At 48.4% G+C, this 26984-nt stretch carries 26 protein-coding genes and 1 tRNA gene; 15 read left to right on the forward strand and 12 right to left on the reverse strand.

The genetic code is table 11. From position 1 onward, the window contains the following. The first annotated feature begins 2 nt into the window (after positions 1–2). The 3 genes from groL (at position 3) to H9I36_RS10965 (ending at position 4211) form a co-directional block, all read left to right on the forward strand. The gene (groL, locus tag H9I36_RS10955; RefSeq protein WP_187385394.1) at positions 3–1631 is read left to right on the forward strand and encodes a chaperonin GroEL; all 1629 of its coding nucleotides are present in this window, start codon (positions 3–5) and stop codon (positions 1629–1631) included. Between the two features lie 209 nt (positions 1632–1840). Then, positions 1841–3427, forward strand: coding sequence for a pallilysin-related adhesin (locus H9I36_RS10960; RefSeq protein ID WP_187385395.1), 1587 nt, complete (start codon positions 1841–1843; stop codon positions 3425–3427). A gap of 55 nt (positions 3428–3482) precedes the next feature. Continuing rightward, complete coding sequence (locus H9I36_RS10965) at positions 3483–4211, forward strand: RNA methyltransferase (protein WP_187385396.1); 729 nt, start codon at positions 3483–3485, stop codon at positions 4209–4211. A gap of 172 nt (positions 4212–4383) precedes the next feature. Here the strand turns inward: H9I36_RS10965 and H9I36_RS10970 are convergent, their stop codons facing one another. After that, complete coding sequence (locus H9I36_RS10970) at positions 4384–4851, reverse strand: hypothetical protein (protein ID WP_187385397.1); 468 nt, start codon at positions 4849–4851, stop codon at positions 4384–4386. Between the two features lie 215 nt (positions 4852–5066). Between H9I36_RS10970 and H9I36_RS10975 the strand changes: the two genes are divergently transcribed. The 3 genes from H9I36_RS10975 (at position 5067) to H9I36_RS13075 (ending at position 5714) form a co-directional block, all read left to right on the forward strand. Then, complete coding sequence (locus H9I36_RS10975) at positions 5067–5234, forward strand: plasmid mobilization protein (RefSeq protein ID WP_187385398.1); 168 nt, start codon at positions 5067–5069, stop codon at positions 5232–5234. A gap of 130 nt (positions 5235–5364) precedes the next feature. Further along, complete coding sequence (locus H9I36_RS10980) at positions 5365–5559, forward strand: DUF2281 domain-containing protein (protein WP_187385399.1); 195 nt, start codon at positions 5365–5367, stop codon at positions 5557–5559. Next, on the forward strand, positions 5556–5714 hold the full coding sequence (locus tag H9I36_RS13075; protein ID WP_187385400.1) for a type II toxin-antitoxin system YafQ family toxin: 159 nt from the start codon (positions 5556–5558) through the stop codon (positions 5712–5714). Before H9I36_RS10980 ends, H9I36_RS13075 begins: the two co-directional genes overlap by 4 nt. A gap of 258 nt (positions 5715–5972) precedes the next feature. Here H9I36_RS13075 and H9I36_RS10990 read toward each other — a convergent pair whose 3' ends face one another. Further along, complete coding sequence (locus tag H9I36_RS10990) at positions 5973–6158, reverse strand: hypothetical protein (protein ID WP_187385401.1); 186 nt, start codon at positions 6156–6158, stop codon at positions 5973–5975. A 23-nt stretch (positions 6159–6181) separates the two neighbouring features. Between H9I36_RS10990 and H9I36_RS10995 the strand changes: the two genes are divergently transcribed. The 6 genes from H9I36_RS10995 (at position 6182) to H9I36_RS11020 (ending at position 14549) form a co-directional block, all read left to right on the forward strand. Further along, positions 6182–6874 (forward strand): CoA-binding protein, encoded by a 693-nt coding sequence (locus H9I36_RS10995; RefSeq protein ID WP_187385402.1) that lies wholly within the window; start codon positions 6182–6184, stop codon positions 6872–6874. Positions 6875–6905: 31 nt separating this feature from the next. Beyond that, positions 6906–7379 carry a hypothetical protein gene (locus H9I36_RS11000; RefSeq protein WP_187385403.1) on the forward strand — a complete coding sequence of 158 codons (474 nt, stop codon included), beginning with the start codon at positions 6906–6908 and terminating at the stop codon, positions 7377–7379. Between the two features lie 145 nt (positions 7380–7524). Continuing rightward, a complete protein-coding gene (locus H9I36_RS11005) occupies positions 7525–9261 on the forward strand; it encodes a DUF262 domain-containing protein (RefSeq protein WP_187385404.1) in 1737 nt (578 codons plus the stop codon). A 505-nt stretch (positions 9262–9766) separates the two neighbouring features. Beyond that, positions 9767–10864 (forward strand): 3-phosphoserine/phosphohydroxythreonine transaminase, encoded by a 1098-nt coding sequence (gene serC / locus H9I36_RS11010; protein ID WP_187385405.1) that lies wholly within the window; start codon positions 9767–9769, stop codon positions 10862–10864. A 91-nt stretch (positions 10865–10955) separates the two neighbouring features. Then, entirely contained in the window at positions 10956–12134 is a 1179-nt protein-coding gene (locus H9I36_RS11015) for a phosphoglycerate dehydrogenase (protein WP_187385406.1), read from the forward strand. Positions 12135–12404: 270 nt separating this feature from the next. Then, positions 12405–14549, forward strand: coding sequence for an ATP-dependent helicase (locus H9I36_RS11020; protein ID WP_187385407.1), 2145 nt, complete (start codon positions 12405–12407; stop codon positions 14547–14549). Between the two features lie 142 nt (positions 14550–14691). Here the strand turns inward: H9I36_RS11020 and H9I36_RS11025 are convergent, their stop codons facing one another. The 9 genes from H9I36_RS11025 to H9I36_RS11065 form a co-directional block, all read right to left on the reverse strand. Next, positions 14692–16137 (reverse strand): small ribosomal subunit Rsm22 family protein, encoded by a 1446-nt coding sequence (locus H9I36_RS11025; protein ID WP_255422739.1) that lies wholly within the window; start codon positions 16135–16137, stop codon positions 14692–14694. Next, positions 16124–16459, reverse strand: coding sequence for a MerR family transcriptional regulator (locus tag H9I36_RS11030; protein ID WP_016521687.1), 336 nt, complete (start codon positions 16457–16459; stop codon positions 16124–16126). The genes H9I36_RS11025 and H9I36_RS11030 overlap by 14 nt, the downstream gene beginning before the upstream one ends. A gap of 91 nt (positions 16460–16550) precedes the next feature. Beyond that, positions 16551–18065: a ribosome biogenesis GTPase Der gene (gene der, locus H9I36_RS11035; RefSeq protein ID WP_187385408.1), complete on the reverse strand. Its 1515-nt coding sequence runs from the start codon at positions 18063–18065 to the stop codon at positions 16551–16553. A 31-nt stretch (positions 18066–18096) separates the two neighbouring features. Then, positions 18097–19812, reverse strand: a complete 1716-nt coding sequence (ptsP, locus tag H9I36_RS11040) for a phosphoenolpyruvate--protein phosphotransferase (protein WP_187385409.1) — start codon at positions 19810–19812, stop codon at positions 18097–18099. A gap of 67 nt (positions 19813–19879) precedes the next feature. After that, positions 19880–19952: transfer RNA gene (locus tag H9I36_RS11045), tRNA-Ala, on the reverse strand. A 16-nt stretch (positions 19953–19968) separates the two neighbouring features. Then, positions 19969–20667: an HAD-IA family hydrolase gene (locus tag H9I36_RS11050; protein WP_187385410.1), complete on the reverse strand. Its 699-nt coding sequence runs from the start codon at positions 20665–20667 to the stop codon at positions 19969–19971. Between the two features lie 156 nt (positions 20668–20823). Further along, positions 20824–21873, reverse strand: a complete 1050-nt coding sequence (locus tag H9I36_RS11055) for a mannose-1-phosphate guanylyltransferase/mannose-6-phosphate isomerase (RefSeq protein ID WP_187385411.1) — start codon at positions 21871–21873, stop codon at positions 20824–20826. Between the two features lie 130 nt (positions 21874–22003). Next, on the reverse strand, positions 22004–22474 hold the full coding sequence (locus H9I36_RS11060) for a type II toxin-antitoxin system VapC family toxin (RefSeq protein WP_187385412.1): 471 nt from the start codon (positions 22472–22474) through the stop codon (positions 22004–22006). Next, positions 22461–22721: a type II toxin-antitoxin system Phd/YefM family antitoxin gene (locus tag H9I36_RS11065; RefSeq protein WP_187385413.1), complete on the reverse strand. Its 261-nt coding sequence runs from the start codon at positions 22719–22721 to the stop codon at positions 22461–22463. The genes H9I36_RS11060 and H9I36_RS11065 overlap by 14 nt, the downstream gene beginning before the upstream one ends. Positions 22722–23537: 816 nt before the next feature. Between H9I36_RS11065 and H9I36_RS11070 the strand changes: the two genes are divergently transcribed. Together H9I36_RS11070 and H9I36_RS11075 are read left to right on the forward strand one after the other, a co-directional pair. Beyond that, positions 23538–24974 carry a glycine--tRNA ligase gene (locus tag H9I36_RS11070; protein WP_187385414.1) on the forward strand — a complete coding sequence of 479 codons (1437 nt, stop codon included), beginning with the start codon at positions 23538–23540 and terminating at the stop codon, positions 24972–24974. 310 nt (positions 24975–25284) lie between these two features. Next, entirely contained in the window at positions 25285–26046 is a 762-nt protein-coding gene (locus H9I36_RS11075; protein ID WP_187385415.1) for an aldo/keto reductase, read from the forward strand. A gap of 95 nt (positions 26047–26141) precedes the next feature. Here H9I36_RS11075 and H9I36_RS11080 read toward each other — a convergent pair whose 3' ends face one another. After that, entirely contained in the window at positions 26142–26438 is a 297-nt protein-coding gene (locus tag H9I36_RS11080) for a helix-turn-helix domain-containing protein (RefSeq protein WP_187385416.1), read from the reverse strand. A 108-nt stretch (positions 26439–26546) separates the two neighbouring features. Between H9I36_RS11080 and H9I36_RS11085 the strand changes: the two genes are divergently transcribed. After that, entirely contained in the window at positions 26547–26960 is a 414-nt protein-coding gene (locus tag H9I36_RS11085) for a hypothetical protein (RefSeq protein WP_187385417.1), read from the forward strand. The last annotated feature ends 24 nt before the right edge of the window (positions 26961–26984 follow it).

Below are 26984 nucleotides of genomic sequence, written 5' to 3' on the forward strand. Positions count from 1 at the left end.
AAATGGCTAAACAGTTGTTATTCAATGAAGATGCCCGCAAAAAATTGCTTGCGGGAGTTGAGCAGATTTCGAAAGCGGTAAAAGTAACGCTCGGACCCTGCGGCCGTATGGTTATGTATGACAAAAAATACGGTTCGCCTGTTATCACGAAAGACGGCGTTACCGTTGCAAAAGAGATCGAACTGCAGGATCCCTATGAAAACATGGGCGCTCAGTTCGTGCGCGAAGTCGCATCGAAGACGAACGACGATGCGGGCGACGGTACGACGACGGCGACCGTTCTCGCTTATGCGATGGTCCGCGAAGGCGTAAAAGCCGTTGCGGCCGGCATGACCCCTATCGAAGTAAAGCGCGGTATGGACAAAGCCGTTAAGCTCGTTGTCGATGAAGTCAATAAAAATGCAAAGCAGGTAAAAGGCGCGGAAGACATCACGCACGTCGCGACGATTTCCGCAAACAACGACACCGAAATCGGTAAAATGCTCGCCGACGCGATCGCGAAAGTCGGCAAAGACGGTGTCATCACCGTCGAAGAATCGAAAAACATGGACACGACGGTCGACACCGTAGAAGGTATGGAATTCGACCGCGGTTATATTTCATCGTATTTCGTCACCGACCGCGAACGCATGGAAGCCTCTTATGACGATGCATACGTTTTGATCCACGACAAAAAAATCTCCACGATGAAAGACTTGCTCCCCATCCTCGAAAAAGTCGCGAACGAAGGAAAGGCGCTCATCATCATCGCTGAAGATGTCGACGGAGAAGCGCTCACGACGCTCGTACTCAACACGATCCGCGGCACGATCAAATGCTGCGCGGTAAAAGCGCCCGGCTTCGGCGACAGACGAAAGGATATGCTGCAGGACATCGCGATTTTGACCGGCGGACAAGTGATCACCGAAGAAGTCGGTCTCAAACTCGAAAGCGCCGAAATCAATATGCTCGGCAAAGCGAAGACCGTCAAAATCGATAAAGACAATACGACGATCGTCGGCGGCGCGGGTAAAAAGAGCGCCATCAACGAACGCATCGAAGAGATCAAAATGCAGATCGAAAAGACGACGTCGAGCTACGATAAAGAACAGCTGCAAAAACGCCTCGCAAAACTTTCCGGCGGAGTTGCGGTCATCAACGTCGGCGCAACGACGGAAACGGAAATGAAAGAAAAGAAATTCCGCGTCGAAGACACGATCGCTGCCACCCGCGCGGCTCTCGAAAGCGGCGTCGTTGCAGGCGGCGGACTTGCGTTGCTCGAAGCGTCGAAAGTGCTCGAAGCGATTCCTTCCGAAATCAGCGAAGATGAAAAAGTCGGCTTTAAGATCGTAAAGCGCTCGTGCGAAGAACCGATCCGCCAAATTGCCGACAACGCCGGCGTCGACGGTGCGGTTGTCGCGGAAAAAGCGAAAGTCGAAAAGAAAGGCGTCGGCTACGATGCATCGAAAAACGAATGGAAAAATCTCGTCGAAGCGGGCATCATCGATCCGGCAAAGGTTACCTGTTCCGCACTCACGAATGCGGCGTCGATTGCGGGTACGCTTTTGACGACCGAATGCGCGATCACCGATATCCCCGAGCCGAAAGCGCCGCCGGCAGCTCCGTCTCCCGACATGGGCGGTATGTATTGATAACATGAAAGTGCCGCGAACGATGCGGTGCTTTCAAATTTTTTCGAATGGGCTGTCCAAAAACTTCAGTTTTTTGGACAGTTTCTTTAATGTACTATGCGATGTTTAAAATTAAGTCATTACAACATAAAGACTTAATTTTAAACTCGACAGGCTGTCGAAAAAGTAACCGACTTTTGCGACAACCCCTTTTTTTGTATAGTAGCCTTATGGCATCAAAACCCGCTCCGTCCGCCCGACGCGGTACAAAATCGAAAAACGGAAAACTCAACAAAGCGATCCCCGTGATTTTTATGATCGCGGCTTTCGTCATTGCGCTGATTTTCGTCGCCCGCGTCTTTATCGGAGAATCGTCCGAGCGTCTTCCGCGTGCGCGCATCGTAACGCCTGTCGCTCCGGGTGAAGCCGAAAATCAATCGTCGACCGATGCCGTTTCGTCCAACAACGAAGCTATGACTTCGTTCGTACCGCTTTCGCTCAATGAAACGCTCACCAGCACCTTGTCCATCGATTTGAATAACGATATGAAAGAAGATCAGGTCGTCGCCGTCCGCAAAGAAGGCGTACCCGGTCTCGTGCTCATTGTCGGCATCTACGATACCGAACGGAACGCATACCTTCGCACGGCGGAAATCGCGACGGAGATTTCCCGCACGCGTACCTTTTCCTATACCGGTATCGACATGCTCGGCGAACATCAAAACGCTCTCGTGTATCAAGGCGTCAAAGACGACGGTACGAGCGTTTTGGCGATCTATATGATGCGCAAAGAGCGCAATAAAATCGAACTCGTACAGATCGGTGATTTCGAATCCGACGGCACGATTTTTATTCAGCAGGACGACCGTTCGATGTCGTACGAGCTTTCGCAATCGCGCGGAGAGAGCTTTCCGGTGTGGGTATACAGTTCCGCAAAGGATTCCGGCGATGGTGAAAATGCGAATTTGAGCCAAATCCAAACCGAATATCGCTGGAACGAAAGGGAACAAAAGTACGTCGAAACGCGGCAAGTACGCGTCACGGGAAGCAGGGTCGCCGCACGCGAACTCGCGCGCATTCAGGACGGTACCGTTGAAACCTTTGCCGATTTTCTCGACGGACTGTGGTACAAGACGTCGTCTTCGCAGGACGGCATACGCTATCTCTTTTTCGATCACGCGCAAAAAGAAGTGATTTTCCTCTACGACGATACCGAAGAAGTGTACGCGTGGGAAGACAGCAACCTGCGCAGAAGCGGTATTTACATTACGACGACGAACAAATCGATTACGAATATGCAGCGCCGCTGCGATATTTCGCTTGCGGGCATCGATGAAGTGCGTATTCACATTATCGACGACGTGCGCATGATTATTAAAGAAAATAATTTGTGGGACGGCAGTTACCGCAAAATGACGGCGTTCGCGTCCTTTGCGTCCGAAAGCCGGCAGCAAGACGAATACGAAACAATCTTCGCAAAATGGCCCGAATGGAAAACCGACAACGGTCTCGTTATCAAATTCGGAAAAACGACGTATACCGTTTCCGGCGACAATGCATACGATGAAGGCATCTATGTGACCGGCGCCGTCGCGGGCAAACACGTCGTACAATTTCGATCGTCTCTGAACTCTCCGCTGCTTTCAAGCGCGTATGAAATGCGTTTTAAAAGCGTAACGATCCCCGCTGCTTCCCGCCGTGCCGCCGAAGTTCAAACCGACTACCATACGCTAGAACTCGCGCCCGTGCGGATTGCACCCGACGCGTGCTATTCGGCCGAAGGCCGCACGTTTACGCTGACGCGCGAAGCTGACTGAGGTTTCGCCGACAGCGTTTCCTTGTCCTTCGCCTTTATATGAAATAGGATATTTTATGGATTTACGGAAAATATGTATCGTTCTTGTGCGTCCCGAAGAAAGCCGCAATATCGGGAGCGCGTGCAGAGCGTTGGCAAACAACGATATCGCCGATCTCCGCATCGTCGGCAAAAAAAGCGATTATGATGATGCGGCGGTACGCACGCTTGCGCTCCATGCGGCGGATATTTGGGATGGCGCACGCTTTTTTCATTCGATCACCGAGGCGACATCTGATTGTACGCTTTCGGCAGGTACGACGCGACGGCGCGGCAAAAACAGAAAAGGTAAACTTTTACTGCCGGAAGAATTCGCCGTAAAAGCGGCCGATATCTCAGACGCACAGGGCACCGTTGCGGCGGTGTTCGGAAACGAGCGCACGGGACTTACCGATGAAGAACTTTCCGAATGCACGCTCGGTGTTGCTATACCGTCAAGCGAACACTTCGCTTCTCTCAATCTTTCCCACGCCGTTCAGATGATCTGCTATGCCCTGTTTCGGGAAAAGAGAAGCGGCATAACGGGCTATACGCCGCTACCGCTTTCACGCATCGATGAAACCGTTTCGGTCATCGCGGACAATTTGCAAAAAATCGGATTTTTCAGCGTGACGGGCAGGCGCGATATGGAAAAGTTCTGGCGGGCGCTACTGTCGCGCGCAGCGCTTTCGGAAGGCGAAGCGCAATACATGGAAAAAATATTTACGAAAGCCGCAGGTCTCGCCGCTCGAAATCAACAATCCTGACGCAAGCGTCGGGGCACAGTGCTCAATGTTTCGCACTGTGTGTTCTCATAAGGTGGTTGCAATCGCCTTTAATACCCTTTGTTACGACGCCAGCGTCGGGGTATTAAACCCTCCGCACGAATAAAATTAATAATTAGGTCAAACTCGGCTTTCGACCGATTAATAATTTTTGCTACTGTTTGAAGACAGGGTGCATTGTGCGGAAAAGGATGGAGCTTGACAAGAAAAATGAAGATGCAATTATACGATATTGAACGAGTTCACCGGCATACTTTTTTCTCTCTCGATACAGATGTTCGCATATTTTTGCCGGTTTCCGGAGTTTTGGAGAGGTATAACCGATGGCACGTAAAAGTTTACCTACCCATCCTTTACTGCAAGCGATGTTATAGATTTCATGCAAGAGACGGGTAAACAGCGGATAGGTTATATTTTCAAACGGGTTTTCACCGTCGATCCGCGTGTTCAAAAAAATATCGGTAACGATCTTTTTCCGCTGTTCGATGTTCTCATCGTGATGAATTTTTCCGGTGTTGCCGTGTATGAAGATTTTATCTCCGAGAGCTTTATACCGATTGATGTTTAGTTGTACTGTCCGTTGAGTAACACCGAGCATGATAGCCGCTTGGAGTGTTTTCATATTTTTTGCGATACACTTTGCATAAATTTGTTTTTTTAGCTTTTGTCCTTAGGTTAATGCTATTTTCATACTGTTTCCTCACAATACTCTTATTATTACATATCGGATAAAACAGCGAAAACGAACAGATTGCAGGGGATTATTATTTATATATTTTTATATATTTTTGCAATATTTTATTGATTTATCTATAAATTAGGTGTATACTGTAAAATATGAAAAAGGCAAACGATAAAAGAGTTAACAACGATGAACAGAGAGCCATATTCAGCGTGTCGTGCAGTGTCGCGGAACGGGAAAAAATTAAAAAGCTTGCGAAGAAAAACGGCATGACGATCTCGGGCTATATCCTTTGGTGCTGCTTGAAAATCGGTATCAAATGATACCATTTTTTATTGATTACACTTTTGTATTCACTCTATTTTGGTATCATTTGATACCGGAATAGAGTTGCCGATATTGCTTGAAAAAGACGAAGAAACGGGATAGATTTAATACGTAGGAGACAGTGCTATGCCGTTAACAAAGCTGGAAGAAAAATTAAAGACATTGCCGGAAACGTGTTTTCAGGAATTATACGACTTTATGGAATTTCTGGAATACAAATCACAAAAGAACGGGCTTGATACGGCCATTGCGGAACTTGAGCAGGGAGAGTATGAAACGTATGATTCGTTTGAAGCGTTTAAGGCGGCAATGACGGAATGACATACGAATTACGGATCACGAAGAGTTTTAAGTCCGATTATAAAAAATTGAATAAACAAGAGATTGAAGCAACTGACGGCATCATTAAGCGACTTTTAGCTGATGAAGCACTGGAAGCGAAATACTGTGATCATTCGCTGAAGGAACACCGATAACGCTCACCGGTTCAGAAGATTTTATTTCCGTTGTTATACCGAATATAACCGTTTCCTTCGGCGGTACGATGACTGCGGACATAAGCATAGACAGCGGCGCGGCTCAATCTTACACATTGAAGTTTGAAGGCAGCAATCTGAATTAAACGCAAGCTTAAAAAGCATCGCTCGGACAATATTCTGTAAAGCGGGGGCGGCATTCTGTACGCTCCCGCTTTTTTGTTTTCATACATCATATCCGCTATCCTTTTTTGCCTTTTACACCGTCACATATTTTGTCGTTTCCGAAACGCCTTCCTTTACCTCTACCGCGCTCACCTTTACTTTTTTCTTAATTACTGTTAAAAATTTCACAGTAAATGCGGATTTTCCGATTTTTTTCGATTTTTCGGCTTCGAATCGATGGAAAATGCCGAATTTTCCGTTGACCGGAAAACCGTACATCCGCTACTATCGGGAGGATTGCGATGAACGAAATGCTGTCCGCGCCGCAAAAGCGCGTTTCCGAACCGTCGAAGCGGCGGCTCGTGCTCTTGGCCGAACTGCTTTCGCGCACGGATACCGCGCGCATCACGTCGGTCGAGCTCGCTTATCTCACGCATTGGAGCACGGCGCTCATCAGGCACGACATAGCGTCGATCGGTTTTTGCGGCGGCGTTTCAAACGGCTACGACGTGCGCCGCCTCTGCGATGCGATTTTGCGTTTTTTCGAAATCGCTCCCGCATCGAGCGAAAAGAAGTGCTGCATTGTCGGTTTGGGCAGGCTCGGCGCCGCCCTCCTCGACGAAGCGATATTCGACGGCACGGGTTATAAAATCGTCGCGGGCTTCGATCCGAACGTAAACCGGACGGAAATCCTCCGATCGGCGTTTCCGCTCTATCCGGCATCGCGGATCGAAACGGTCGTCGCTTCGGAACGCATCGAATATGCGATTCTCGCGGCGAAAAACGAAGACGCCGCCCCTTTGGCTGGGCGTCTTGTAGCGTGCGGCATACGCGGCATCGTCAATTACACCGATGCCGTGCTGAGATCGACCGTATCGGCTGCGGTGGAAAATGCATCGCCCGTGACGTTGCTCCGAACGCTTTCCGCCCGGGGTTCGGGAATCGCGCTGGAAGCGGAGGAAGTAAAAAGAAACGCGACGTTCGATGCTTGTTAATACGGTTAAATAGATTTTGTGTGGTTAAGAAATGAATGATTTTTTTAATGACGTAATAATAATAAGTGCGCTTACAATTATAGCGATTTTCTTTTATTTGATTATTTTTGGACAAATTATGAAAGCTAAAAAACGAAGCGGAAAATCCAAACCGAGACAACAAGCCTTAGATAAAGCTGCCGAATTAATGGTTGAGTTTATGCAAACCGGTGAAGAGTGGAGATTAGGCACGCTAAATTCTATCACAACACTTGACGATTATATTGAGAAAAAAAGGGGTATATATAGAACCGAAGATATACTTGCTGATAATGATTTACTTATGAAACTGGGAAGTTTTTATGGTGAAATTTTATGTAACAAAAAGCACTATAAATGGAATTTCACAAAAGATTTAATTCCGCAACTCGTAAAAAACGGCAAATTAATTTATCCTTTCGAACTGATAAAACAAAAAATTACCGGCGATATTGGAAATCTTTATGATTACACAAAAAGTTTGTAGGTTTGTGTATTTACAAAATTATGAAAAAAAATTTGCAAAAGAATGTATAACGCAGTTTTCAAGGCCGACAGGCAGTCAAACTGCTTGAGGTTTAAAATAATGATAGGCGGACAGCCCCTAGACTGAAAAAAGGAGGAAATAAAAAATGGCTGGATTTCAATCTCCCATAACAATTTATCAGGCAATAACTAATATTGAAAATAAAGATTACTTACTGCCAGCCTTTCAACGAGAATTTGTTTGGACAACAGAACAAATTGAGAGATTTTTTGATTCTTTAATGCAAGGTTATCCAATTAATTCCATGCTTTTTTGGAAAGTAAAAGGAAATACTGTCACAGATTTTAATTTCTATAATTTTTTAAATAGATATATAGAAGTTTACAATACACATAATGAATTGAAGAAACAAATTTCTAAAGATTTTTATGCTATTCTTGATGGGCAACAAAGACTTACATCATTATACCTAGGATTGTGTGGTAGTTATGCTTATCATGAATATCATAAATCATGGGAAAATAATCCAAATTCATTTCCTGAAAGAAAACTTTATCTGTGTATTACAAAAACAAATACAGATGAAGAAGCTGACAGGAAATATTTGTTTTGTTTTGAAAAAGTTGCTATCACTGAAAGTAAAGATTTATATGTTGACATAAATAACAATATATGGTTCAGAGTAGGAAAGATTCTTGATTTACACCTTGGGCAATATGATTTAGATGATTTCTGTGAAGATAATAACATTTCAAAAGACAGCAAAAAAATGTTACGCGTATTAGAAAAATCAATATTTAATGAGTTTAATATAAATTACTATGAAGAAGATGAACAGAATCCCGATAAAGCGGTAAATATCTTTACCAGAATTAACTCTGGAGGAACTTATCTTTCATTTTCTGATATTATGTTCTCTTTAATGGTTGCAAATTGGAAAACTGATGCAAGAACTGAAATTATAGAACTTGTTGATAGAGTTAATAACAAAGGCTTTTCTATTAATATTGATTATGTATTAAAAGCTTTCTTATTTCTTTATCATAAAATGATAAAATCTTCAATAAATAGTTTTTCAAAAAGTTTCTGTAAATTATTGGAAGACAATTGGAAAGGAATAAGAGATTCTGTGGATTCTTTGTTTGATTTACTACGTAGCTATGGGTTGGATAGCTATACATTAACTTCTAACAATGCTACATTACCAATTTTATATTATACATATCATAAAAATATTTATGGCAACTTTACGACCGCAAAAATGTATGAAGATAATCGAAAAATAATAAAAAAATGGTTGTTTTCAGTTTTACTTAGACAAGGGTTTGGTAGTCATTCAGATTCAACTTTATCTTCTGCAAGAAAAGCATTTACAGAAAATATAGAGGAGAATTTCATTGAAGATACAATTACATTATTCCCTGCAGATGAAATATTGGAGAAAATTAAACGTCATCTTACAACACTAGATGATGATTTTATTGATGAGCTTCTGTCTACCCAAAAGGATAACAAATATTGTTTTTCAATTCTTGCAATGTTATATCCTAACTTGGATTACAAAAATAATAATTTCCATAAAGACCATATGCACCCTGATGACCGATATGACGAATTATCACAAGAATTACAAGAAAAATATCCTTATCGGATGTATAATTCAATAGTTAATCTGCAAATGCTTGATGCAAATGAAAATGAATCTAAAGGAAAAAAAGCATTAGATAAATGGGTCGAGGAAGAATTAAAACAAACAAATAATAGAAAACAATTCTATGAGGCTCATTTAATACCTGATGTTGATTTAACGCAAAAAAATTTTGATGAGTTCTATATTAAGCGTAAGGAATTATTATCAAATAAATTAAAATCTATTTTATAGAATCGTATAATATGCATTTCAGATTACCGACAAACCGGTCGAGCCGGTTTGCGGTTTAAAATAATGTTGGCAACCGGCTCTCAGAGCTGCTTACAATGTTCGCGGATCAATAACGCGAATTATCGAAAATATAGGAGGTACGATAAAAAGCGCCGTCTGAAATGTCGCCGTCGCTAAGGTCTGAAGCCGAAAAACGCAAAGCGTTTTTCTTTTATGTGAGACACTCGCGATTTCTGCGCATTGCTCGAAATCGCAGCGTTCTTATCTCGAGTTTGATTGGATGTTTGCAAAAGACGTGTATGCGTATTGTTTCGATAACAATCATATGAATATTGATATACCTATTTTGCAAACTCGACTATCTAGCGTGTGCGCTTGTGCGCACGGCTAAGAACTTTTTCGGAAGTTGATTCGAAGTCCGTGAAAGCGGACATATAGAATCGGTTCTTTGCAGAACGAGCCGCAGGCTCTAACTTCCTGCAAAAGTTTTTATAGGGAGCCAACTATGGGACGTGTGTACAATTTTTCGGCGGGACCCTCGTGTTTGCCGGAAGAAGTGTTGAAAGACTGTGCCGATGAAATGCTCGATTACAAAGGCACGGGGCAGTCGGTTATGGAGATGAGCCATCGTTCGTCGGCATTTAAGCCGATCATTGAGGACGCGGAAGCTATGGTGCGAAAACTCATGCGCGTGCCCGACAACTACAAAATCGTGTTTTTGCAGGGCGGCGGTTCGACTCAGTTTGCAATGGTGCCGCAGAACCTCGGCATACGTTCGGGCAAAGCGGTCTACGTCGATACCGGCGTGTGGTCGGGTAAAGCGATCAAAGAAGCGAAAAAATACGTTTCAGTCGATGTCGCCGCGTCGTCGAAAGACCGCAATTTTTGCTATATCCCGAAAATCGATAAAATCACGGGCGATTACGATTACGCGTATATCTGCCTCAACAATACGATCAAGGGCACGCACTGGAATTATATTCCCGATACGGGCAGCATTCCGCTCGTCGCCGATATCTCTTCGTGCATCCTGTCCGAGCCGCTCGACGTGAGCGCTTTCGGTCTCGTTTTTGCAGGCGCGCAAAAAAATCTCGGGCCTGCGGGCGTTACGCTCGTCATCATCAGGGACGACCTCATCACCGATTCTCCGCAAAAAGGTACGCCGACGATGCTCACGTATAAAACGCACACCGACGAAGATTCGCTGTACAATACGCCGCCGTGCTATGCGATCTACGTCGTCGGTAAAGTGCTTCATTGGATAGAAAAAAACGGCGGAGCGGAAGGCATGAAAGCGCGCAATTATGCAAAGGCCGAGCGCCTATACGACTACCTCGATTCGAACACCGTCTACCGTGCAACCGCCGACAAAGACAGCCGCTCGATCATGAACGTGCCGTTTTTGACAAAAGAGGAAGACGAAGCGAAGGCCGACGCGATCAACAAAAAATTCACAGCCGAAGCGGCGAAAGCGGGGCTCGTAAACCTTGCGGGGCACCGTACCGTCGGCGGTATGCGCGCGTCCATATACAACGCCATGCCGCTCGAAGGCGTCGAACGTCTTATCGAATTTATGGATAAGTTTGCCGCTGAAAATTTTTAAGCGGACGAATGCCCGCCGAAAGCATATCGTTTTGATACGGCTTTCGAAACACGGCATCCATATTAATAATTAATAATTTACGGGAGCCAATATGTTTAAAATTCAAACGCTCAACAAAATATCCTCTGCGGGGCTTGAACGATTTCCCCGCGACGATTACGAAATCGCATCTTCGATCAACGATCCCGACGCCATCCTCGTGCGCTCTCAAGACATGCACGGTATGACGATTCCCGATACGGTAAAAGCCGTCGCACGAGCGGGAGCGGGCGTCAACAATATTCCCGTGCAGGAGTTGACCGAGCGCGGCATCGTCGTGTTCAATACGCCCGGTGCGAACGCGAACGCGGTAAAAGAACTCGTCATACTCGGTATGCTCATCGCAAACCGCCCCGCGATCGCCGCCGCCGAGTGGGTAAAAAGTCTTGCAGGCAAAGGCGATGCGATCCCCGACCTTGCGGAAAAAGGCAAATCCCAATTCGTCGGGCCCGAACTGCAGGGCAAAACGCTCGGCGTCATCGGTCTCGGCGCCGTCGGAGCCATCGTTGCAAACGCGGCCGTCGGTTTGGGGATGACCGTTATCGGGTACGATCCGTTTATCTCCGTCAAACACGCGTGGCAGCTCGACACGCACATCAGACAGGCGGAAACCCTCGACGCGCTGCTTTCAAAATCGGACTACATCACGATCCACATGCCGCAGACAAACGATACGAAAGGCTTTATCAACGCCGACAGATTGAACGCGATGAAAACCGGCGTGCGCATCGTAAACTTTGCACGCGGAGGACTTGTCAACAATGCCGATATGCTTCAGGCGATTGCAAACGGAAAGGTTTCCATGTTCGTCACCGATTTTGCCGCGGAAGAACTGCTTGCCGATCCGAGAGTCATCTGTTTTCCGCACCTCGGCGCATCGACGCCCGAAGCCGAAGAAAACTGCGCCGTCATGGCAGTCGCGGAACTCCGCGAATTTCTCGAGCGGGGCACCATCTCCAATTCGGTAAACTTTCCGAAAATCGTCACCGAAAACGAAATTCCCTCAGGCGGTACGCGACTTTGTATTTCGAACAAAAACATTCCCGGCATGGTATCGAAGTTTTCGACGATTTTGGGTGAAGCCGAACTCAACATCGCGGGTATGATAAACCAAAACAGCGGCAACATCGCCTACAATATCATCGACGTCGAAGGCAATGTGAGCGACGATACGCTTGCAAAACTTTCCGCAATGGAAAACGTCACGCACGTGCGCGCGATTGCAGGGTGAGAGGGCTCTTTGCGGAGAAATTATCCGGAGTAAATTTTTATTAAGAGGGGGGGAAGTCTCCCCCTCGCTCCCGCCCGTATCTCTCCGCAAACGTAAAACCCGCCGTTTTCCGTTTGCTCCGTTCATACGGTCGTTCGCTGCCCCCTCTGCGGGGACACCCCGCAACGCCCCGTACGCTTTGATGCCTATAGAAAATATCATCTGCTATGGAAAGACGAGGTCATCCTGTTGTCACGTGAGCGCTTTTGATTTAGACTGCATACCGACAGTATGGAATCGATTCTTTTATCGCTCAACGACGAACAGAAGGCATCCGTCATGCAGACGGAAGGGCGCGTGCGCGTCATCGCGGGAGCGGGTACGGGCAAAACGAGAGCGCTGACGTCGCGCTACTGCTACCTCGTCGACGAAGCGGGCATCGCTCCGGGCAATATTTTGTGCGCGACTTTTACGAACCGCGCCGCGAACGAAATGAAACAGCGCGTGCGTAAGCGGCTCGGCGACATCGATTTGGGATATATCTGCACGTTCCACGCGTTTTGCGTTCAGCTGCTCAAAGAGGATATCAGCGTTTTAAACTACCCGAAAAATTTCGTCATCATGGATACGGAAGACGAGCGCGATATTCTGCTGCGCATCTTTTCCGATATGCACATTACGATGCGGGAGATGACGGTGCAAAGTGCGATCGACGAAGTGCTCGAAGCGAAAAAAATGCGCGCCGATACGTATATCGACGATATCTACCGCATGAACAACGAACAGCTCCGCGAACGTTTCAATTTTATCAAAGACCGCCGCGATGAAATTTTTGCACGCTATATCTACGAGCAGAAAAAAATCTTCGGTCTCGACTTCAACGATTTAATAAATTTTACGACGTATATCCTCGAACATTTTTCCGCCGTGCGTGAAAAATGGCAGACACGCATGCAGTACGTCATGGTCGACGAATTTCAGGACGTGAGCAAAAAGCAGTACAAAATCGCACAGATACTTTCCGCAAAGCACGGAAACCTCTACATCGTCGGCGATCCCGATCAAACGATTTATTCGTGGCGCGGCTCGCACGTAAAACTCTTTTTCGATTTCGATAAAACTTATCCCGATGCGAAAACGTTTTTGCTTTCGAAAAATTACCGCTCGACGCCGGAAATCATCAAGACGGCCGATACGCTGATCGCAAAAAATACCGTGCGTTATCAAAAGACGCTTAGGGCGGAAAAGGCGGCGGGCACCAAACCGATTTTTTGCCATTGCAAGAGCGAAGGCGAAGAAGCGCTTTGGATTTTTAATAAAATCGATGAGCTTGCAAAACGCGGCGCAGCCTACGGCGACATCGCGGTCTTATATCGCGCGCACTATCTTTCCCGTGCGATCGAAGAAACGTTTATCGATAAGCGCGTACCCTATAAATTTTACAGCGGTATAGAATTTTACAGCCGCAGGGAAATCAAAGATATCGTGTGCTACCTTCGCATGATCACGTCCGGTGACGACGTCGCGTTTTTGCGCACGGTCAATATGCCGTCGAGGAAAATCGGCAAAGCGAAAATAGATGCGCTGCGGACTCTTGCCGAACAAAACGGTACGGCGTTCTACGACGAACTTAAAAAAAATATCGATACGCCGCTTTTTGCAGGCACCGGAGCGCGCGCATACGTCGAAGCGATAGAAACGCTTCGCGCATCGTATACCGCCCTTCCGCTCGGTACGCTGCTGCAGGCGGTTATGGACAGGTCGGGCTACGAAGCGTACTTGCGTCTGCAAAACGATCAGGACAGGCTCGACAACGTTGCCGAATTTCGCCGTGCGGTGGAAAAAGCGGGACAGGACGACGACGCGAACCTGGAAGACTTTCTCGCGCACATTGCGCTCTTTACCGATTTGGACAGAGAAGAAAATCGAAGCAACGTCAAACTCATGACGATCCACGCGGCAAAGGGCATGGAGTTCCCGTATGTGTTTGTCTGCGGTCTGAATGAAGGCGTGTTCCCGTCGCGTAAAACGCTCTCGCTCGACGATATGGAAGAGGAACGGAGGATCGCGTATGTTGCGATGACACGTGCGAAAGATACGCTCTTTTTGTCGGATGCGGAAGGGACGGCGAACGACAACCTTTTTAAACAGCCGTCGCGTTTTATTTTCGATGCGGGACTTGAAAACCTCACGCTTGAAAAAGAACTCGACGAATCGCTTGTCGTGCAGACGAAAACGCTCATCGATTACAGTGAAGCGCAGCTCAAACGGATCGGCACTCCGTACGAAGAAGGCACACGCGTACGCCATCCGATCTTCGGTGACGGCACCGTCATTTCGGTAAACAAAAAAGCCGGCTGTTACGGCATCGCGTTCGATTCGATGCAAACCGAGCGGAGCATCCGCTTCGGTGCGGAATTGAGCGAAGTGGAGTAAAGGACGCGCGTTGCTTGTCCGCTCTTCGATGCGGGATTGTACGGGGAATTTATCACTTTTAATTATTTGCTATTAGACGATATTATTTTTTGAAAATCCGATATCGGTCTTTTGGATAAAAATCGATTTTCGTGTGAGGTTCTCACACGGTGATGACGGCGGCGCCGGTTTTTTCGTCTTTCGAAAGTCGTGCCGGATCGCCGATCTTGCCGGCTGCAATACGATCGCCCGAAAAAAGGGTGATACCGGATGCGGGAACTGCGAGCGTCAATCCGAGCGGACTGCACGCGTAGTGTCCCGAAGCGCGGCCGGGAAGAGTGATGGTGTCGCTTACGATGCGGATCGGAAATTCGGCGCTTGCCGCTTTTGCATTTCCTTTTTCGAAAGCGTTTCGGGCAAAGAGAAAACTTACGACGGCTCTCGTTTTCGGAAGCTTTGCGTCTTTCGAAAGTTTCAAAAGCGAGGGAGGCGCGTCCTCCGTCGAAAAGGCGAAGTTGCACCACTTCGACGCGCTTCCCGTATGCGCGCGGTATCCGTTCATCGGGCATGCGCCCGCGTGCGGACAGGGCGAAACGATCGTCATATTTTTTTTAAGCAGCGTATCGCGCATCAAGCTGATAATGCGTGCGGCGGACGGCACTCCCGGTTCGATGACGAGCAGGGCGCATTTTTTTGCCGCATAGGAGAGGAGCGATGAGGCGTACTGTTTTGCGCGTATTTCGTCGCTCCGCGCATCGGTTTCGCGCAGTTCGTTCAGCATGTCGGCACAGACGATGAGAGAGGCTTTTTGCCGTAGCGGTTCTCCGAGTTCTCCTTTTACGCGCACGATATTCCAATGAGGGGCCGCGTTTTTATCGGAAGGAGGGACGCGGGCTGCGATCGAAAGGTAGAGGTTTTCTCCGAGCGCGAGGGATGCCTGCGATATGTCCATGCAGTACCACGTAAGTTTTTTGTTCCGCAGTTTGGGGCGGGAAAGCCACAGCGAGATGACGGCGGTGAGCGGGCCGCTTCCGACATCGAGGCAGGCGTCCCCGTCAGAAAGCGCGAACGCGTCTTTTTCAAAGTTTGCAAAGAGGCGCGTAAAGCGGACTATGTTCCACCACGAAAAATAGCGAACGTATGCGGAAAGCGTTTCGGGCGCATTCATATAGCCTTTTCTCCGTTCGCCCCGTTCGTCGGTGAGCGCGTGCGAAAGCGCGTTTATATGTTTCGGAAGAGAGGCGAGCTGCCTGCCGTTTGCGGGAAATACGCTTTGCAATATCTTGTCGAATTCGTCGATGACATTTCGTGCGTCGGGCGGGATCGCATCGGCGGAAAACATGCTGCGCCGTTTCAAAATTGCCGCGCCGGCCGTGCGGTACGCCGCTTTGGTTTTCGGCGATGTGCGTTGTATCGATTGCGAAATACCGGAGTTTTGCCACGCGGGAGTAGACTTCGGTTTCGCTTGGGCAGGCGCATCATATATCCGCGGAACTTTCCGTTTTACCGCGGAAGCGCCGTCGATCATCGCGCGCGTTTCGGCATTTTTTGCCGCGGTATTTTTTTTAATAAATTTTCCGTAGCGCTTTGTGCCGTCAGTTCGATTCATGCTTTCGGTATTTCCTCATCGTAAGGTAGATGTCGGTCAAATCGGTGCGCAAGTCGTGGATCGCGTGCAGCGTATCCGCGTCGTCTTCGAGGCGATTCGCATCTTCGATGATTTGACTCCGCGCACCTTCGATCGTAAATTTTTTAATATTGATAAGGTATTTCAGCCGAAGGATGATATCGATTTCGCGCTGCGAATACACGCGGTGTCCCGCCATATTTTTTTGCGGGGCGAATCCGGGTATCACGCTTTCCCAATAGCGAAGCACGTGGGCTTTTACGCCCGTGATCTCTTCTACGTCGCCGATCGAATACGATGCCACTTGTCTCTCCGTCAGTTTTTATTCGTGCGGAGGATTTAATACCCCGACGCTTGCGTCGTAATAAAGGGTATTAAATCCGACTGCAACCACCTTATGAGAACACACAGTGCGAAACACTGAGCACTGTGCCCCGACGCTTGGGGCGGGGTTGTTGATTGACGCGGTCTTCCCATTTTTGCCGGCTCGCTTTCAGTTCGAGCTGCACGGGAATTTTATTAAATCCCAAATCTTCGCGGATTCTGTTTTTGAGATAGGCGATATACGTCTGCGGTACCGATTCGGGCTTTGTCGCAAAGATCAAAAACGACACGGGATTGACGCCGGTCTGCGTCATATAACGTACTTTAAAATGCGCGGTTTTCGCTGCGGGCGGCGGGTATTGAAAGAGCCAATCTTTGAGCGCCGCGTTCAGCACCGACGTTTCGACTTTTCGCGTAAGCTGAGCGTAGAGTTCAAGCACCGTATTCAGCAAATCCTTGATGCCCTTGCCTTCGAGGGCGGAAAGCGCGACGGTCGGCGCGTATTCCATGTGACCGAACATGATGCGGATGTTTTCCGCCGCTTTGCGAAAAGCCGTGCGCCCCTTTTCCTGCGTGTCCCATTTATTGAGCGCGAAGACGATGCCGCGTCCGCGTTCGTGTGCGAGCGCGCACAATTTTTTTACCTGCTCGTCCAATCCGTCCTGCGCATCGATCATCAATATGACGACGTCGCATTCGTCGAGCGTTTTGATCGCGCGGTTTACGGAATAGTATTCGACGTTTTCTTTTACCTTCGTCTTTCTTCGGATGCCGGCGGTATCGAGCACTTGAAAATCGGCTCCTCCGTACGAAAAAGCTCCTTCGACGACATCGCGCGTCGTGCCGGCGTAATCGCTGACGATCGACGCGTCGGAATGCGTCAAGCGGTTTGCGAGCGTCGATTTTCCGGTGTTCGGTTTTCCCATGATCGCGATGCGTATGACCGGTGTTTTGTCGGTTTCGACGACGGACGAAAAATCGAGGCGCGAAACGATTGCATCCGAAAGTTCGGGAATGTGATCGCCGTGTTCGGCCGAAATGAAAATCAAATCGCCGAAGCCGAATCTTGCGTAATCGTAAGCCTGTTCTCTGTTGCGTCCGCCTTCCGTTTTATTGACGACAGCGATGACTTTGTCCCGATACGGACGCATTTCTCCGATGAGCTCTTCGTCTTCGGCGGTAAGTTCTTCGGCATCGAAGACGAGCAAAATCAAATCGGCCTTCCGTATCGCATCGAGCGAACGGTTTACGACGAGTTCGTCGAGGGCGGCTTCCTGCGTACCCGTTTTTCGTTCGAGCTTATAACCGCCCGTGTCGATGAGGCGAACGGGTTTTCCGGCGATGAGCGCCGTACCTTCGACGGGATCGCGAGTAACGCCCGGAGTCGGATCGGTGATCGCGATATTTTTTTTCATAAAGCGGTTGAAGAGCGTAGACTTGCCGACGTTCGGACGTCCTGCGATGACAACGACGGGGCAGTTTGCAAACAGCTTGTCGCGCTTTTCATCCGTTGCTTTTTGCGCGAGCGATTCCGAGCGCTTTTTTTCGAGCGGTTTTGAAAAATCAGGTTTGCGTTTTTTCTGCATAATCGATAATCCCGTTCGCCGTAATTATTAATTAATATAAATTATTGAGATGCTTTGCCGAAATCGCATTCAATTCATCGATCGTAAAGCGCGATAAAAGCTCTTTGATGCCGGAAATCGATTTTGCGCTCATACTCAAACTGCGAAGTCCCATGCCTGCAAGCACGAGAACGCTGTCGTTTTTTCCCGCCATTTCGCCGCACACGGAAACGGGTATGCCCGCTTTTCCGGCGGCATCGACCGTCATCGCGATAAGGCGCAGGACGGCCAAATTGAATTCGTCGTAGAGTCCCGACACGGCGGGATTTTCCCTGTCGATGCCGAGCGTGTACTGCGTTAAATCGTTCGTGCCGATCGAAAAAAAATCGCTGTGCTTTGCAAGCGAATCGGAAAGTAGGGCGGCGGCGGCCGTTTCCACCATGATGCCGATCGGGACCTTATCGTTGAACGGAATATTTTCGGCGCGCAGTTCGCTCTGCACCGTTTTCGCGATCGATTTGCACTGCTTGACCTGATCGACGGTCGTGATGAGCGGCAGCATGATGCGCAGGTTTCCGTAGATGCTTGCGCGGTATAAAGCGCGCAGCTGTGTTTTTAAAAGCTGCGGATAGGCGAGAGAAAGGCGTACGGCGCGCAGTCCCATGAGCGGATTTTTTTCTTCCGCAGCCGGAATGTCCGCCGAATGAATGAGCTTGTCGCCGCCCGCGTCGAGTGTGCGGATCGTTACGGGCTTTCCGTTCATAGCGCCGAGCGCGTGCTTATACGCGTTGAACTGCACTTCTTCGTCGAAGGGACGGTACGCGTAGTTTGCCGTTTCGCGCATACAGCTCATGTATAAAAATTCCGTACGGAAGAGACCGATGCCGTCAGCCCCCTCTTTTACCGCGAAGTCCGCTTCTTCCGGCGTACCGATGTTTGCGTACAATTGAAATTTCGTGCCGTCCTTCGTTTCGGCGGATTTTGTTAAAAATATTTTAAGCTTTTCTTCGTGCGCTTTTTCCTCTTCGATTTTTTTTTGATATTCGGAGAGAGTTGCGTCGTCGGGACAGGCGATGACTTCCGCCGTTTTGCCGTTTACGACGACGGTTTCTCCCGTTTGAATTTGATGTGTGATATTGTTGATGCCGACGACGGCGGGAATGCCGTAGTTACGCGCCAATATGACGACATGGCTCGAAAGACCGCCTTCGGTGAGCGCGAGAGCTGTGATATTTCGTTTTGCAAGGGCGATCGTATTCGTCGGTGAAAGAGATGACGCGACGATGACCGCTCCTTCAGGTACATCGTTTGCATCGAATTCGCGGACGCACAGCATATCGTCGAGCACGAGGGCGAATACGTCGGTGATGTCTCTTGCCCGCTCCGCCAAATAGTCGTCGCCCGCGTTGCGCAGTTTTTCGGCATATTCGGACGCTTTTACATCGACGACGTGTTCGATATTTACGTTCGATTTTTCATAAGAATCTTTGAGTTCGGCGGCGAAAATCGGATCGCCGAGCATGAGCGTATAGGCTTCGAGCAAATCGCGCTGCGTTTTGTTCGCCGTGTTTTTCGGCAAGTGTTCAAGTTCGGCATCGAGCCTTTCGGTGACGGCGCGTACCGACGATAAAAAATGCTTCCAGCCTGCATCCTTTTCTTCTTCTCGGACGGTTTTTTGAGGGATGTTTTTTTTTGTCGCTTCGGGAATGACGAACGCTTTTCCGAGTCCGATTCCGTCAGCTGCCGGAATGCCGAGAAATATTTTCATTTGTATTTTATTATAACGGCGGCTCGGAGGAGTGTCAAACAGAACAGCGGTGCTTTTGTGATTATTTTGGAGATAGCCGGGATCGAACCGGTGACCTATAGATTGCGAACCTATCGCTCTACCAACTGAGCTATATCCCCGTATTTCACTATTATACTATAAATCGACGATTTGTTTCAAGAGGGCAGGCAGTGCATACATATCGGCCATGCGGAGCACACGTCCGGGGTGCAAAGGAGGCGCGGAAACGGCGCTCAGCGCGGGAGATGCTCCCGCCCCCAGAGGCGTGCCGTTGTGAGTACCGACGAGGACGGCGACTCCTCCGAGTGCCGCATATCCGTCGACGTATTTGAATTGGTCGTCGAAAAAGAGCGTGTCGTCCGTCGTACCGCCGCATTTTTTAAGGGCGGCGCGGTAAGCGGCTTCATAGGGTTTGCCTTTGAAATTGCAATCGCGTATGTCGCAAATCGATTCGAACTCGTCGGCGACGTTTAATTTTTTGAGGACGCGCTCGGCGTGTTCGAGCGGCGAATTTGTTAAAATCGATTTCGGTATGCCGATCGATTCGAGAAGCGGGCGCAGGTTTGCATCGGCTTCCAGTTCGTCCGCTTCGCTTTCGGGATGCATATACGCCAAATAACCTTCGACATCGGTGAGACCTTCGCTTTGCAGCCATTCGAGTGTCGTGGAAAAATTCGGCAGATTGCGAAGGCGTTTTTCGCGCGCTTCTTCGCGGCTTATGTTAAAAAAATCCGAAACGAACGCAGTCGTACGATTTAGAAATCCCGCCGTGATGTCCGCAGTTGGAGCATACAGCGTACTGTCGAGGTCGAATATAAGGCGTGTGATTTTCATGCTGTCGCTGCTCCCATAAAATTTTTGCAGGATGTTTCGACATCCGAAAAAGTTTTTAGTCGCGTGCGCATCTTTCAACGAGGAACTTGGCTCCGACGTTTAAGGCGAGCGCACACGTCGAATAGTCGAGTTTTCCAAGACTTGACATTCGACCCGTTATTTTAAAAAGCGTTCGGCGGCTTTTTTTACTTCCTGTACGTACTGCATATCGGCGATGAGCAGTCCGTCTTTCGATTCGATGACGGCGCAATTTTTTATGCCGAGCAGCGCGACCGCTTTTCCGTTTTCGGTGTGAATGAGATTGCCGGAGGCATCTTTGAAAAACGCGATGCCGTTTGCCGCGTTGCCGCTTTCATCTTTTTCGGAAAGTTCCCACACCATGTTCCACGAGCCGACATCGCTCCAGCCCGCATCAAGCGGAATGACTACGGCGTTTTTCGTGTGTTCCATGACGGTGTAATCGATCGAATTGCCTTCTATCGCTTCGAAATCGATTTTGTTAAGTTGAAGCGCCGTATCCGTCCGTTCGGCATTTTTGTACGCATCTTTTACGTGAGAAAGCATTTCGGGCGCGAACGCTTTCATCTCCGCGAGGTAGAGTTCGGCGGGGATCGCAAACATACCGCTGTTCCAAAAATAATTTCCTTCCGCAACGTATCGCAGGGCCGTCGCTTCGTCCGGCTTTTCTTTGAACGCTTTGACCGGACGTGCATCTTCGAGCGTACCTTCTTCGGTTTCGATATAGCCGTATCCCGTTTCCGCCCTTGTAGGCACGATGCCGAACAGCGCGTATTTATTTTTCAATGAGGCTTTATGCGCTTTTGCGACCGCCTTTTGAAATACGGGTACATTTAAAATCGTTGCGTCGGAAGGGAGAACGAGCATAAGACCGTCTCCTTCGTGCTCTCGGCAGTACAGTGCCGCCGCCGCGATTGCCGGTGCGGTATTGCGCCCGACCGGTTCGAGCATGACGGGACGCTGCAGTTTGCCGATATCCGAAAGCTGCGAGCGGACGAGAGCGATGTGGTGCTCATTGCATATCACGAGCGGAGACGACATAAAATCGAGACCGTCGAGCCGCATGATCGTCTGTTGGATCATCGTCCGCTTCGCGTCCATGAGCGGAAGAAATTGCTTGGGTACGTCGGGTGTCGAAAGCGGCCACAGGCGCGAGCCCGAACCGCCCGAAAGGATTACGGGCAACATAGGGCTACTGTATCACGCTTGGCGCCGAAGGGCAAGGTGTGCATTTGTGCGAATCTGTATTCTCGCGTGTCGTATTTGTGCGATATGTACTTCGCGCACAGCGAGTACAGTTACAGTACATGTCCTTTTTTTAAGTTTTTCGAGATGTGTGCTTTTGTGCACTTTCGATATGTACTGCGTTTTCGAGCACCGAATCGAATGTGAGCAGCGGAAGTTGCAGCCGCCCGGAAAGTTCAAGATATGCTGCGTCGTAAAACGAAAGCGAGTATGCATCGGCGAATTCTTGGATCCGCATCATGAGAGCCGTATCACAGTTTTCATCGAACACGATCGGGAGTTCGAACAAGTCGTATTCGATTTCATGCTGCTCCGTTTTTGTGATGCGCTTGTGTGCAGCGGTATGCAGGATATTGCCCATTTCGTAAAAGAATATGTTCGGTACGAAAAGTTGCCCGTTTTGCGAAACGATTGCAGAGATCGCATCGCGCGCTTTCGAAAATCCCTGTTCGTGCGAAGTTTCTTTTCCCGCAAAAAGTCCGAGAAAATACGCCGCCATAAACGACGCGTCGACGACGGCCGCCGGAATTTTACGCTCTTCCATCGGTTTTCCATTTGCCGATTTCTTTTAGCGTAACGGGCTTGCCGCGCGAAGCGATGAGTTTTGCCCGCGCTTCGATACGGCGGCACGCATCGCATGCGCGTGTAGTATCGTCGGTCGCTTTTGTAAGCGTCGCGATGGGCCTGCCGTTTTTCGTTACGGTAACTCTAATGCCTTTTTCGATTTTACGGAGCAGTTCGGAAAAATGCGTTTTCGCATCGAACGCACCGACTTCAATTGTACCCTGCATACACATACCTCCGCTGCATATAAAATAACATAACTGTTTTAAAAAATCAACCGGTTAAACAGACCGGTTTGTCAGGGCGATTGACGTCTAAAATATGTTCCTTAAAATGCGGCATTGCAGGAAGTGTCAACTTCCGAAAATGACGCATTAGTGCGCGGAAGCGCACACGTACATCCGCGAGTTTTCGAAAGAAAACTCGAAGTTAAAAGTGCCGCGCTATTTCAGCGGCGCTTTTAAACGTTCCTTAAAATGCGGCATTGCAGGAAGTGTCAACTTCCGAAAATGACGCACTAGTGCGCGGAAGCGCACACGTACATCCGCGAGTTTTCGGAAGAAAACTCGAAGTTAAAAGTGCCGCGCTATTTCAGCCGCGCTTTTAAACGTTCCTTAAAAATGCGGCATTGCAGGAAGTGTCAATTTCCGAAAATGACGCAGTCGTGTGCGTGCGCGCACATGTACATCCGCGAGTTTTACTGCAGCGGAGAATGTAAAATTTTGTCTTGATTTTTTTCGGGGAGGGGTACAATGAAAAAAAAGTTTTTCTATGCTATTGTCAGCAGCGTTAAAGTTAAAACGGCGATTCCGGTGCTGTTTTTATATTCTTCGTTTATCATTCGTACGTTTACGAAGAGGAGACAAAAATGAAAGTCAAAAAAATATTCGCGCTTTTATTTTATTGCTACAAACGTTTTTTTTTGGTAAAATCGCCGTCATAGCGAACGAACGTTTTGAACGTAACGCTTAATAATTTTTTGTGACGGGAGCTTGCGGAAACTGCGGTTTTCGGAAGCAGCCCGGTACGTACGGGAGACGGCTATGGCGGAAACGAATCACGAATGCACGCTTGATAAAATCATCAGTTTGTGCAAGCGGCGCGGTTTTGTATATCAATCGAGTGAAATTTACGGCGGACAGGCGGGTGCGTGGGATTACGGGCCGCTCGGCATCGAACTCAAGCGCAATATCCAAAACGCGTGGTGGAAAGAGATGACGCAGCTCCACGACGATGTCGTCGGCCTCGACTCTTCGATCTTTATGCATCATACGACGTGGGAAGCGAGCGGACACGTCGCGCATTTTTCCGATCCTATGATCGACTGCACCGAATGCAAAGCTCGTTTTCGTGCGGATCAGCTCATCGAAGATTTTTGCGCTTCTCACGACATAAAGCCCGAAAAAGCGGTAGACGCGATGTCGCACGAAGAGATGAAAGCGTTTATCGACGAGCACGGCGTCAACTGCCCTGTGTGCGGCAAGCACAGCTATACTGCCGTGCGCGAATTCAATTTGATGTTCAAAACGTATCTCGGTCCCGTCCAAAGCGACACGTCCGTCGTATACCTGCGCCCGGAAACCTGCCAGGGCATCTTCGTCGATTTTAAAAATATCGTTCAATCGAACCGGATGAAGATCCCGTTCGGCGTCGCACAGGTCGGAAAATCGTTCCGCAATGAAATCATTTTTAAGAATTTTATCTTCCGCACCTGCGAATTCGAACAGATGGAAATGGAATACTTTTGCAAACCCGGTGCCGACGACGATGCGTTCGCGTATTGGCGGGAACAGCGCTGGAACTTTTACAAGCGCTACGGCATTGCAGAAAAAAATCTTCACTGGAAGCACCACGACAAACTCGCGCACTACGCGAAAGATGCGTACGATATCCAATACCGCTTTCCGATCGGCTTCGAAGAGATCGAGGGTATCCACAACCGTACGGATTTCGATCTGTCGCAGCACACGAAGTACAGCGGCAAAGATATGAGCTATATCGATCAGGACGACGGCAACAAACGCTACACTCCGTACGTCATCGAAACGTCAGCCGGATTGAACCGCAACTTTCTCATGTTTTTGTGCGAAGCGTACGAAGAGCAAAACGTCGCATCCGACGGCGGAGAAGATTACCGTACGGTGCTGCACCTCCATCCGCGTCTCGCGCCGGTTACGGTCGCCGTACTCCCGATGATGAAAAAAGACGGGCTCGCGGAGATAGCGGCGGACATCCGCAAAGCGCTCAAAGAAGATTTCGTCACCGATTACGATACGAGCGGTACGATCGGCAAACGCTACCGCCGGCAGGATGAAATCGGCACGCCGTTTTGCGTTACGGTCGATTATCAAACAAAAGACGACGACACCGTGACGATCCGCTTTCGCGATTCGATGGAACAAACGCGCGTCAAGCGAAGCGATTTGGTTTCCGAAATTCATAAAGCGATCGCGTCGTACACGCCCGTCATTAGAAATTAATAGATCAAATGTCGAGTTTGGAAAGTATCAGCTGATAAAGCTGTGCTTACGGTGAGAACCCGTCCGCTTAGCCGCGGTCGAGCTTTTAGGGCAGGCTTCCGTAAGCCTAACGCTCGAAGCGGCACGCAGCCGGAACCTCGCCGTGAGCATAATTTTATTTATTTTTCCAAACTCGCCATTTAGTGGTGAACGAAACGGATGGAAAATTTCGAGTTTTAAAAAACTCGAAATTGAACCAAATAATCATGTATCGTATCCGCGCGGGCATTTTGCCGGTGCGTTTACGGCGTCTCCGTTATTCGGATAAAGTATGGAATACGTTCGGCTCGGTAAAACGAATCTCCTCGCAAGCAGGACGGCCTTCGGCGCCATGTCGCTGAAGCATACGGGCGATGCCGAAACGGCTTCGACGCTCATCCGAAAAGCATACGAAGCAGGAATCAATTTTTTCGATACGTCGCGCAGCAACGGTGCAAGCGAAAAGCTGCTCGGAGACGCGTTGTATGAAGTGCGGGAAAACGTCATCATCGCGACGAAATCGAAAGCCGCTTCGGGGCAGGAACTCCTTCGCGACTTGGACGAAAGCCTGGGCGCGCTGCACTGCGATGCGATCGATCTGTATCAATACGAAACCGAAAATTTTGTTCCGACGGTCGACGGTAAAGACGGCATCTATCAAACCCTCCTTACGATGAAAGCGTCGGGAAAAATCAAACACATAGGAGCCGTAACCGAAGACTTCGATACCGCTTCGGAAATTATTAAAACGGAACTTTACGAAACGATTCAATTTCCGTTCAGCATGATAAGCCCCCTCGTCACAGCATCCCTCGTCGGTCTGTGTGCGGAACGCGATATGGGTTTCATCGCGATGCAGCCCTTGTGCGGGGGCGTGCTTTCGAATATCCCGCTTGCGTTCGGTTTCCTTCATCAATACGAAAACGTTTTTCCGCTGTGGGGTGCTGAAACGCCCGAAGAGCTTTCGCAGATTTTGTATTTCAACGACCGACCTCCGGTCATCGATGAAGCGTTTCAAAGAGATGTCGAAAAGCTGCGCACGTTTTTTAATTAGCGGGAAAGGCGGTTTGCGGGGCGGTTTTCTTTTTTGGCAATTTTTTTATTCGTGCGGAGGGTTTAATACCCCGTCGCTTGCGTCGGGGTTGTTGATTATTTCGATAAATACGATTCTATCATCGCTTTGATTTCCGTAAGCAGTTTGCGCTCGTTTTGAATTTCAGCGTAATCTACCGCAGGATTTTCGGAAAACAGCAGCGCCGGATGGATTTGAAAAATTTCCGCCATTTTTATAATTAAATCAAACGAAGGTTTTGCGATACCGCATTCGATGTTGCCGATCGTACCCGTTGCGACGCCGCACAGTTCCGCAAAATACGCTTGTGAAAATCCGTTTTTTGTTCTGTTCTTTTTTACATTTTCGATAAACTCTTGCTGATATCGATACATTTTTACCAGTATAAAATGATTTTTGGTATTGACAATAATATTTAATTGGTAGTACAGTGGATTTATCAATTAAATTGAGTGAAACTCGGTTTAATTAAGGAGTCAAACATGAATATGTACAAGAAATTCTTTTCCTTGTTCGGCGCAGCGCTCGTCATAGCCGCTGCAGTATGCACGTTTACAAGCTGCAAAAGCGGTGACGATTCGGATCCGGCGCCCGTTGCGACGATCAAATCCGATGACGGAGACGCGACGCTTACGGTTTTAACCCTTGACAAAACGACGCGCAGCGGAAAATACAAAGTTACCGGCAAGGTCGGTCCCGCTGATTTTACCGCTAAAGGAGACTTTGTGCTCGATGCTTCGGAAACAAAGATCACGTTGAAAAATACTAAAGTTACTCCGGATACATTTGCAGCGATGGCAATGGCTATTAACGGCGACCATCTTATTAATGCTTCTAAAAAAGTAACGATTGTAGGTTTTACCTTTAATCTTACAGACTTGTTCGCGAAGATGTAACCGAGTCGATTCAAAATAAACGAT

Origin of the sequence: Treponema sp. Marseille-Q4130 (assembly GCF_014334325.1) — a bacterium.
GTDB lineage: Bacteria > Spirochaetota > Spirochaetia > Treponematales > Treponemataceae > Treponema_D.

What these genes read in the sequence shown, in the direction of transcription:
- groL (WP_187385394.1), top strand. Translation starts at nt 3, where the DNA reads ATGGCTAAACAGTTGTTATTCAATGAAGATGCCCGCAAAAAATTGCTT.
- H9I36_RS10960 (WP_187385395.1), top strand. Translation starts at nt 1,841, where the DNA reads ATGGCATCAAAACCCGCTCCGTCCGCCCGACGCGGTACAAAATCGAAA.
- H9I36_RS10965 (WP_187385396.1), top strand. Translation starts at nt 3,483, where the DNA reads ATGGATTTACGGAAAATATGTATCGTTCTTGTGCGTCCCGAAGAAAGC.
- H9I36_RS10970 (WP_187385397.1), bottom strand. Translation starts at nt 4,851, where the DNA reads ATGAAAACACTCCAAGCGGCTATCATGCTCGGTGTTACTCAACGGACA.
- H9I36_RS10975 (WP_187385398.1), top strand. Translation starts at nt 5,067, where the DNA reads ATGAAAAAGGCAAACGATAAAAGAGTTAACAACGATGAACAGAGAGCC.
- H9I36_RS10980 (WP_187385399.1), top strand. Translation starts at nt 5,365, where the DNA reads ATGCCGTTAACAAAGCTGGAAGAAAAATTAAAGACATTGCCGGAAACG.
- H9I36_RS13075 (WP_187385400.1), top strand. Translation starts at nt 5,556, where the DNA reads ATGACATACGAATTACGGATCACGAAGAGTTTTAAGTCCGATTATAAA.
- H9I36_RS10990 (WP_187385401.1), bottom strand. Translation starts at nt 6,158, where the DNA reads ATGTACGGTTTTCCGGTCAACGGAAAATTCGGCATTTTCCATCGATTC.
- H9I36_RS10995 (WP_187385402.1), top strand. Translation starts at nt 6,182, where the DNA reads ATGAACGAAATGCTGTCCGCGCCGCAAAAGCGCGTTTCCGAACCGTCG.
- H9I36_RS11000 (WP_187385403.1), top strand. Translation starts at nt 6,906, where the DNA reads ATGAATGATTTTTTTAATGACGTAATAATAATAAGTGCGCTTACAATT.
- H9I36_RS11005 (WP_187385404.1), top strand. Translation starts at nt 7,525, where the DNA reads ATGGCTGGATTTCAATCTCCCATAACAATTTATCAGGCAATAACTAAT.
- serC (WP_187385405.1), top strand. Translation starts at nt 9,767, where the DNA reads ATGGGACGTGTGTACAATTTTTCGGCGGGACCCTCGTGTTTGCCGGAA.
- H9I36_RS11015 (WP_187385406.1), top strand. Translation starts at nt 10,956, where the DNA reads ATGTTTAAAATTCAAACGCTCAACAAAATATCCTCTGCGGGGCTTGAA.
- H9I36_RS11020 (WP_187385407.1), top strand. Translation starts at nt 12,405, where the DNA reads ATGGAATCGATTCTTTTATCGCTCAACGACGAACAGAAGGCATCCGTC.
- H9I36_RS11025 (WP_255422739.1), bottom strand. Translation starts at nt 16,137, where the DNA reads ATGAATCGAACTGACGGCACAAAGCGCTACGGAAAATTTATTAAAAAA.
- der (WP_187385408.1), bottom strand. Translation starts at nt 18,065, where the DNA reads ATGCAGAAAAAACGCAAACCTGATTTTTCAAAACCGCTCGAAAAAAAG.
- ptsP (WP_187385409.1), bottom strand. Translation starts at nt 19,812, where the DNA reads ATGAAAATATTTCTCGGCATTCCGGCAGCTGACGGAATCGGACTCGGA.
- H9I36_RS11050 (WP_187385410.1), bottom strand. Translation starts at nt 20,667, where the DNA reads ATGAAAATCACACGCCTTATATTCGACCTCGACAGTACGCTGTATGCT.
- H9I36_RS11055 (WP_187385411.1), bottom strand. Translation starts at nt 21,873, where the DNA reads ATGTTGCCCGTAATCCTTTCGGGCGGTTCGGGCTCGCGCCTGTGGCCG.
- H9I36_RS11060 (WP_187385412.1), bottom strand. Translation starts at nt 22,474, where the DNA reads ATGGAAGAGCGTAAAATTCCGGCGGCCGTCGTCGACGCGTCGTTTATG.
- H9I36_RS11065 (WP_187385413.1), bottom strand. Translation starts at nt 22,721, where the DNA reads ATGCAGGGTACAATTGAAGTCGGTGCGTTCGATGCGAAAACGCATTTT.
- H9I36_RS11070 (WP_187385414.1), top strand. Translation starts at nt 23,538, where the DNA reads ATGGCGGAAACGAATCACGAATGCACGCTTGATAAAATCATCAGTTTG.
- H9I36_RS11075 (WP_187385415.1), top strand. Translation starts at nt 25,285, where the DNA reads ATGGAATACGTTCGGCTCGGTAAAACGAATCTCCTCGCAAGCAGGACG.
- H9I36_RS11080 (WP_187385416.1), bottom strand. Translation starts at nt 26,438, where the DNA reads ATGTATCGATATCAGCAAGAGTTTATCGAAAATGTAAAAAAGAACAGA.
- H9I36_RS11085 (WP_187385417.1), top strand. Translation starts at nt 26,547, where the DNA reads ATGAATATGTACAAGAAATTCTTTTCCTTGTTCGGCGCAGCGCTCGTC.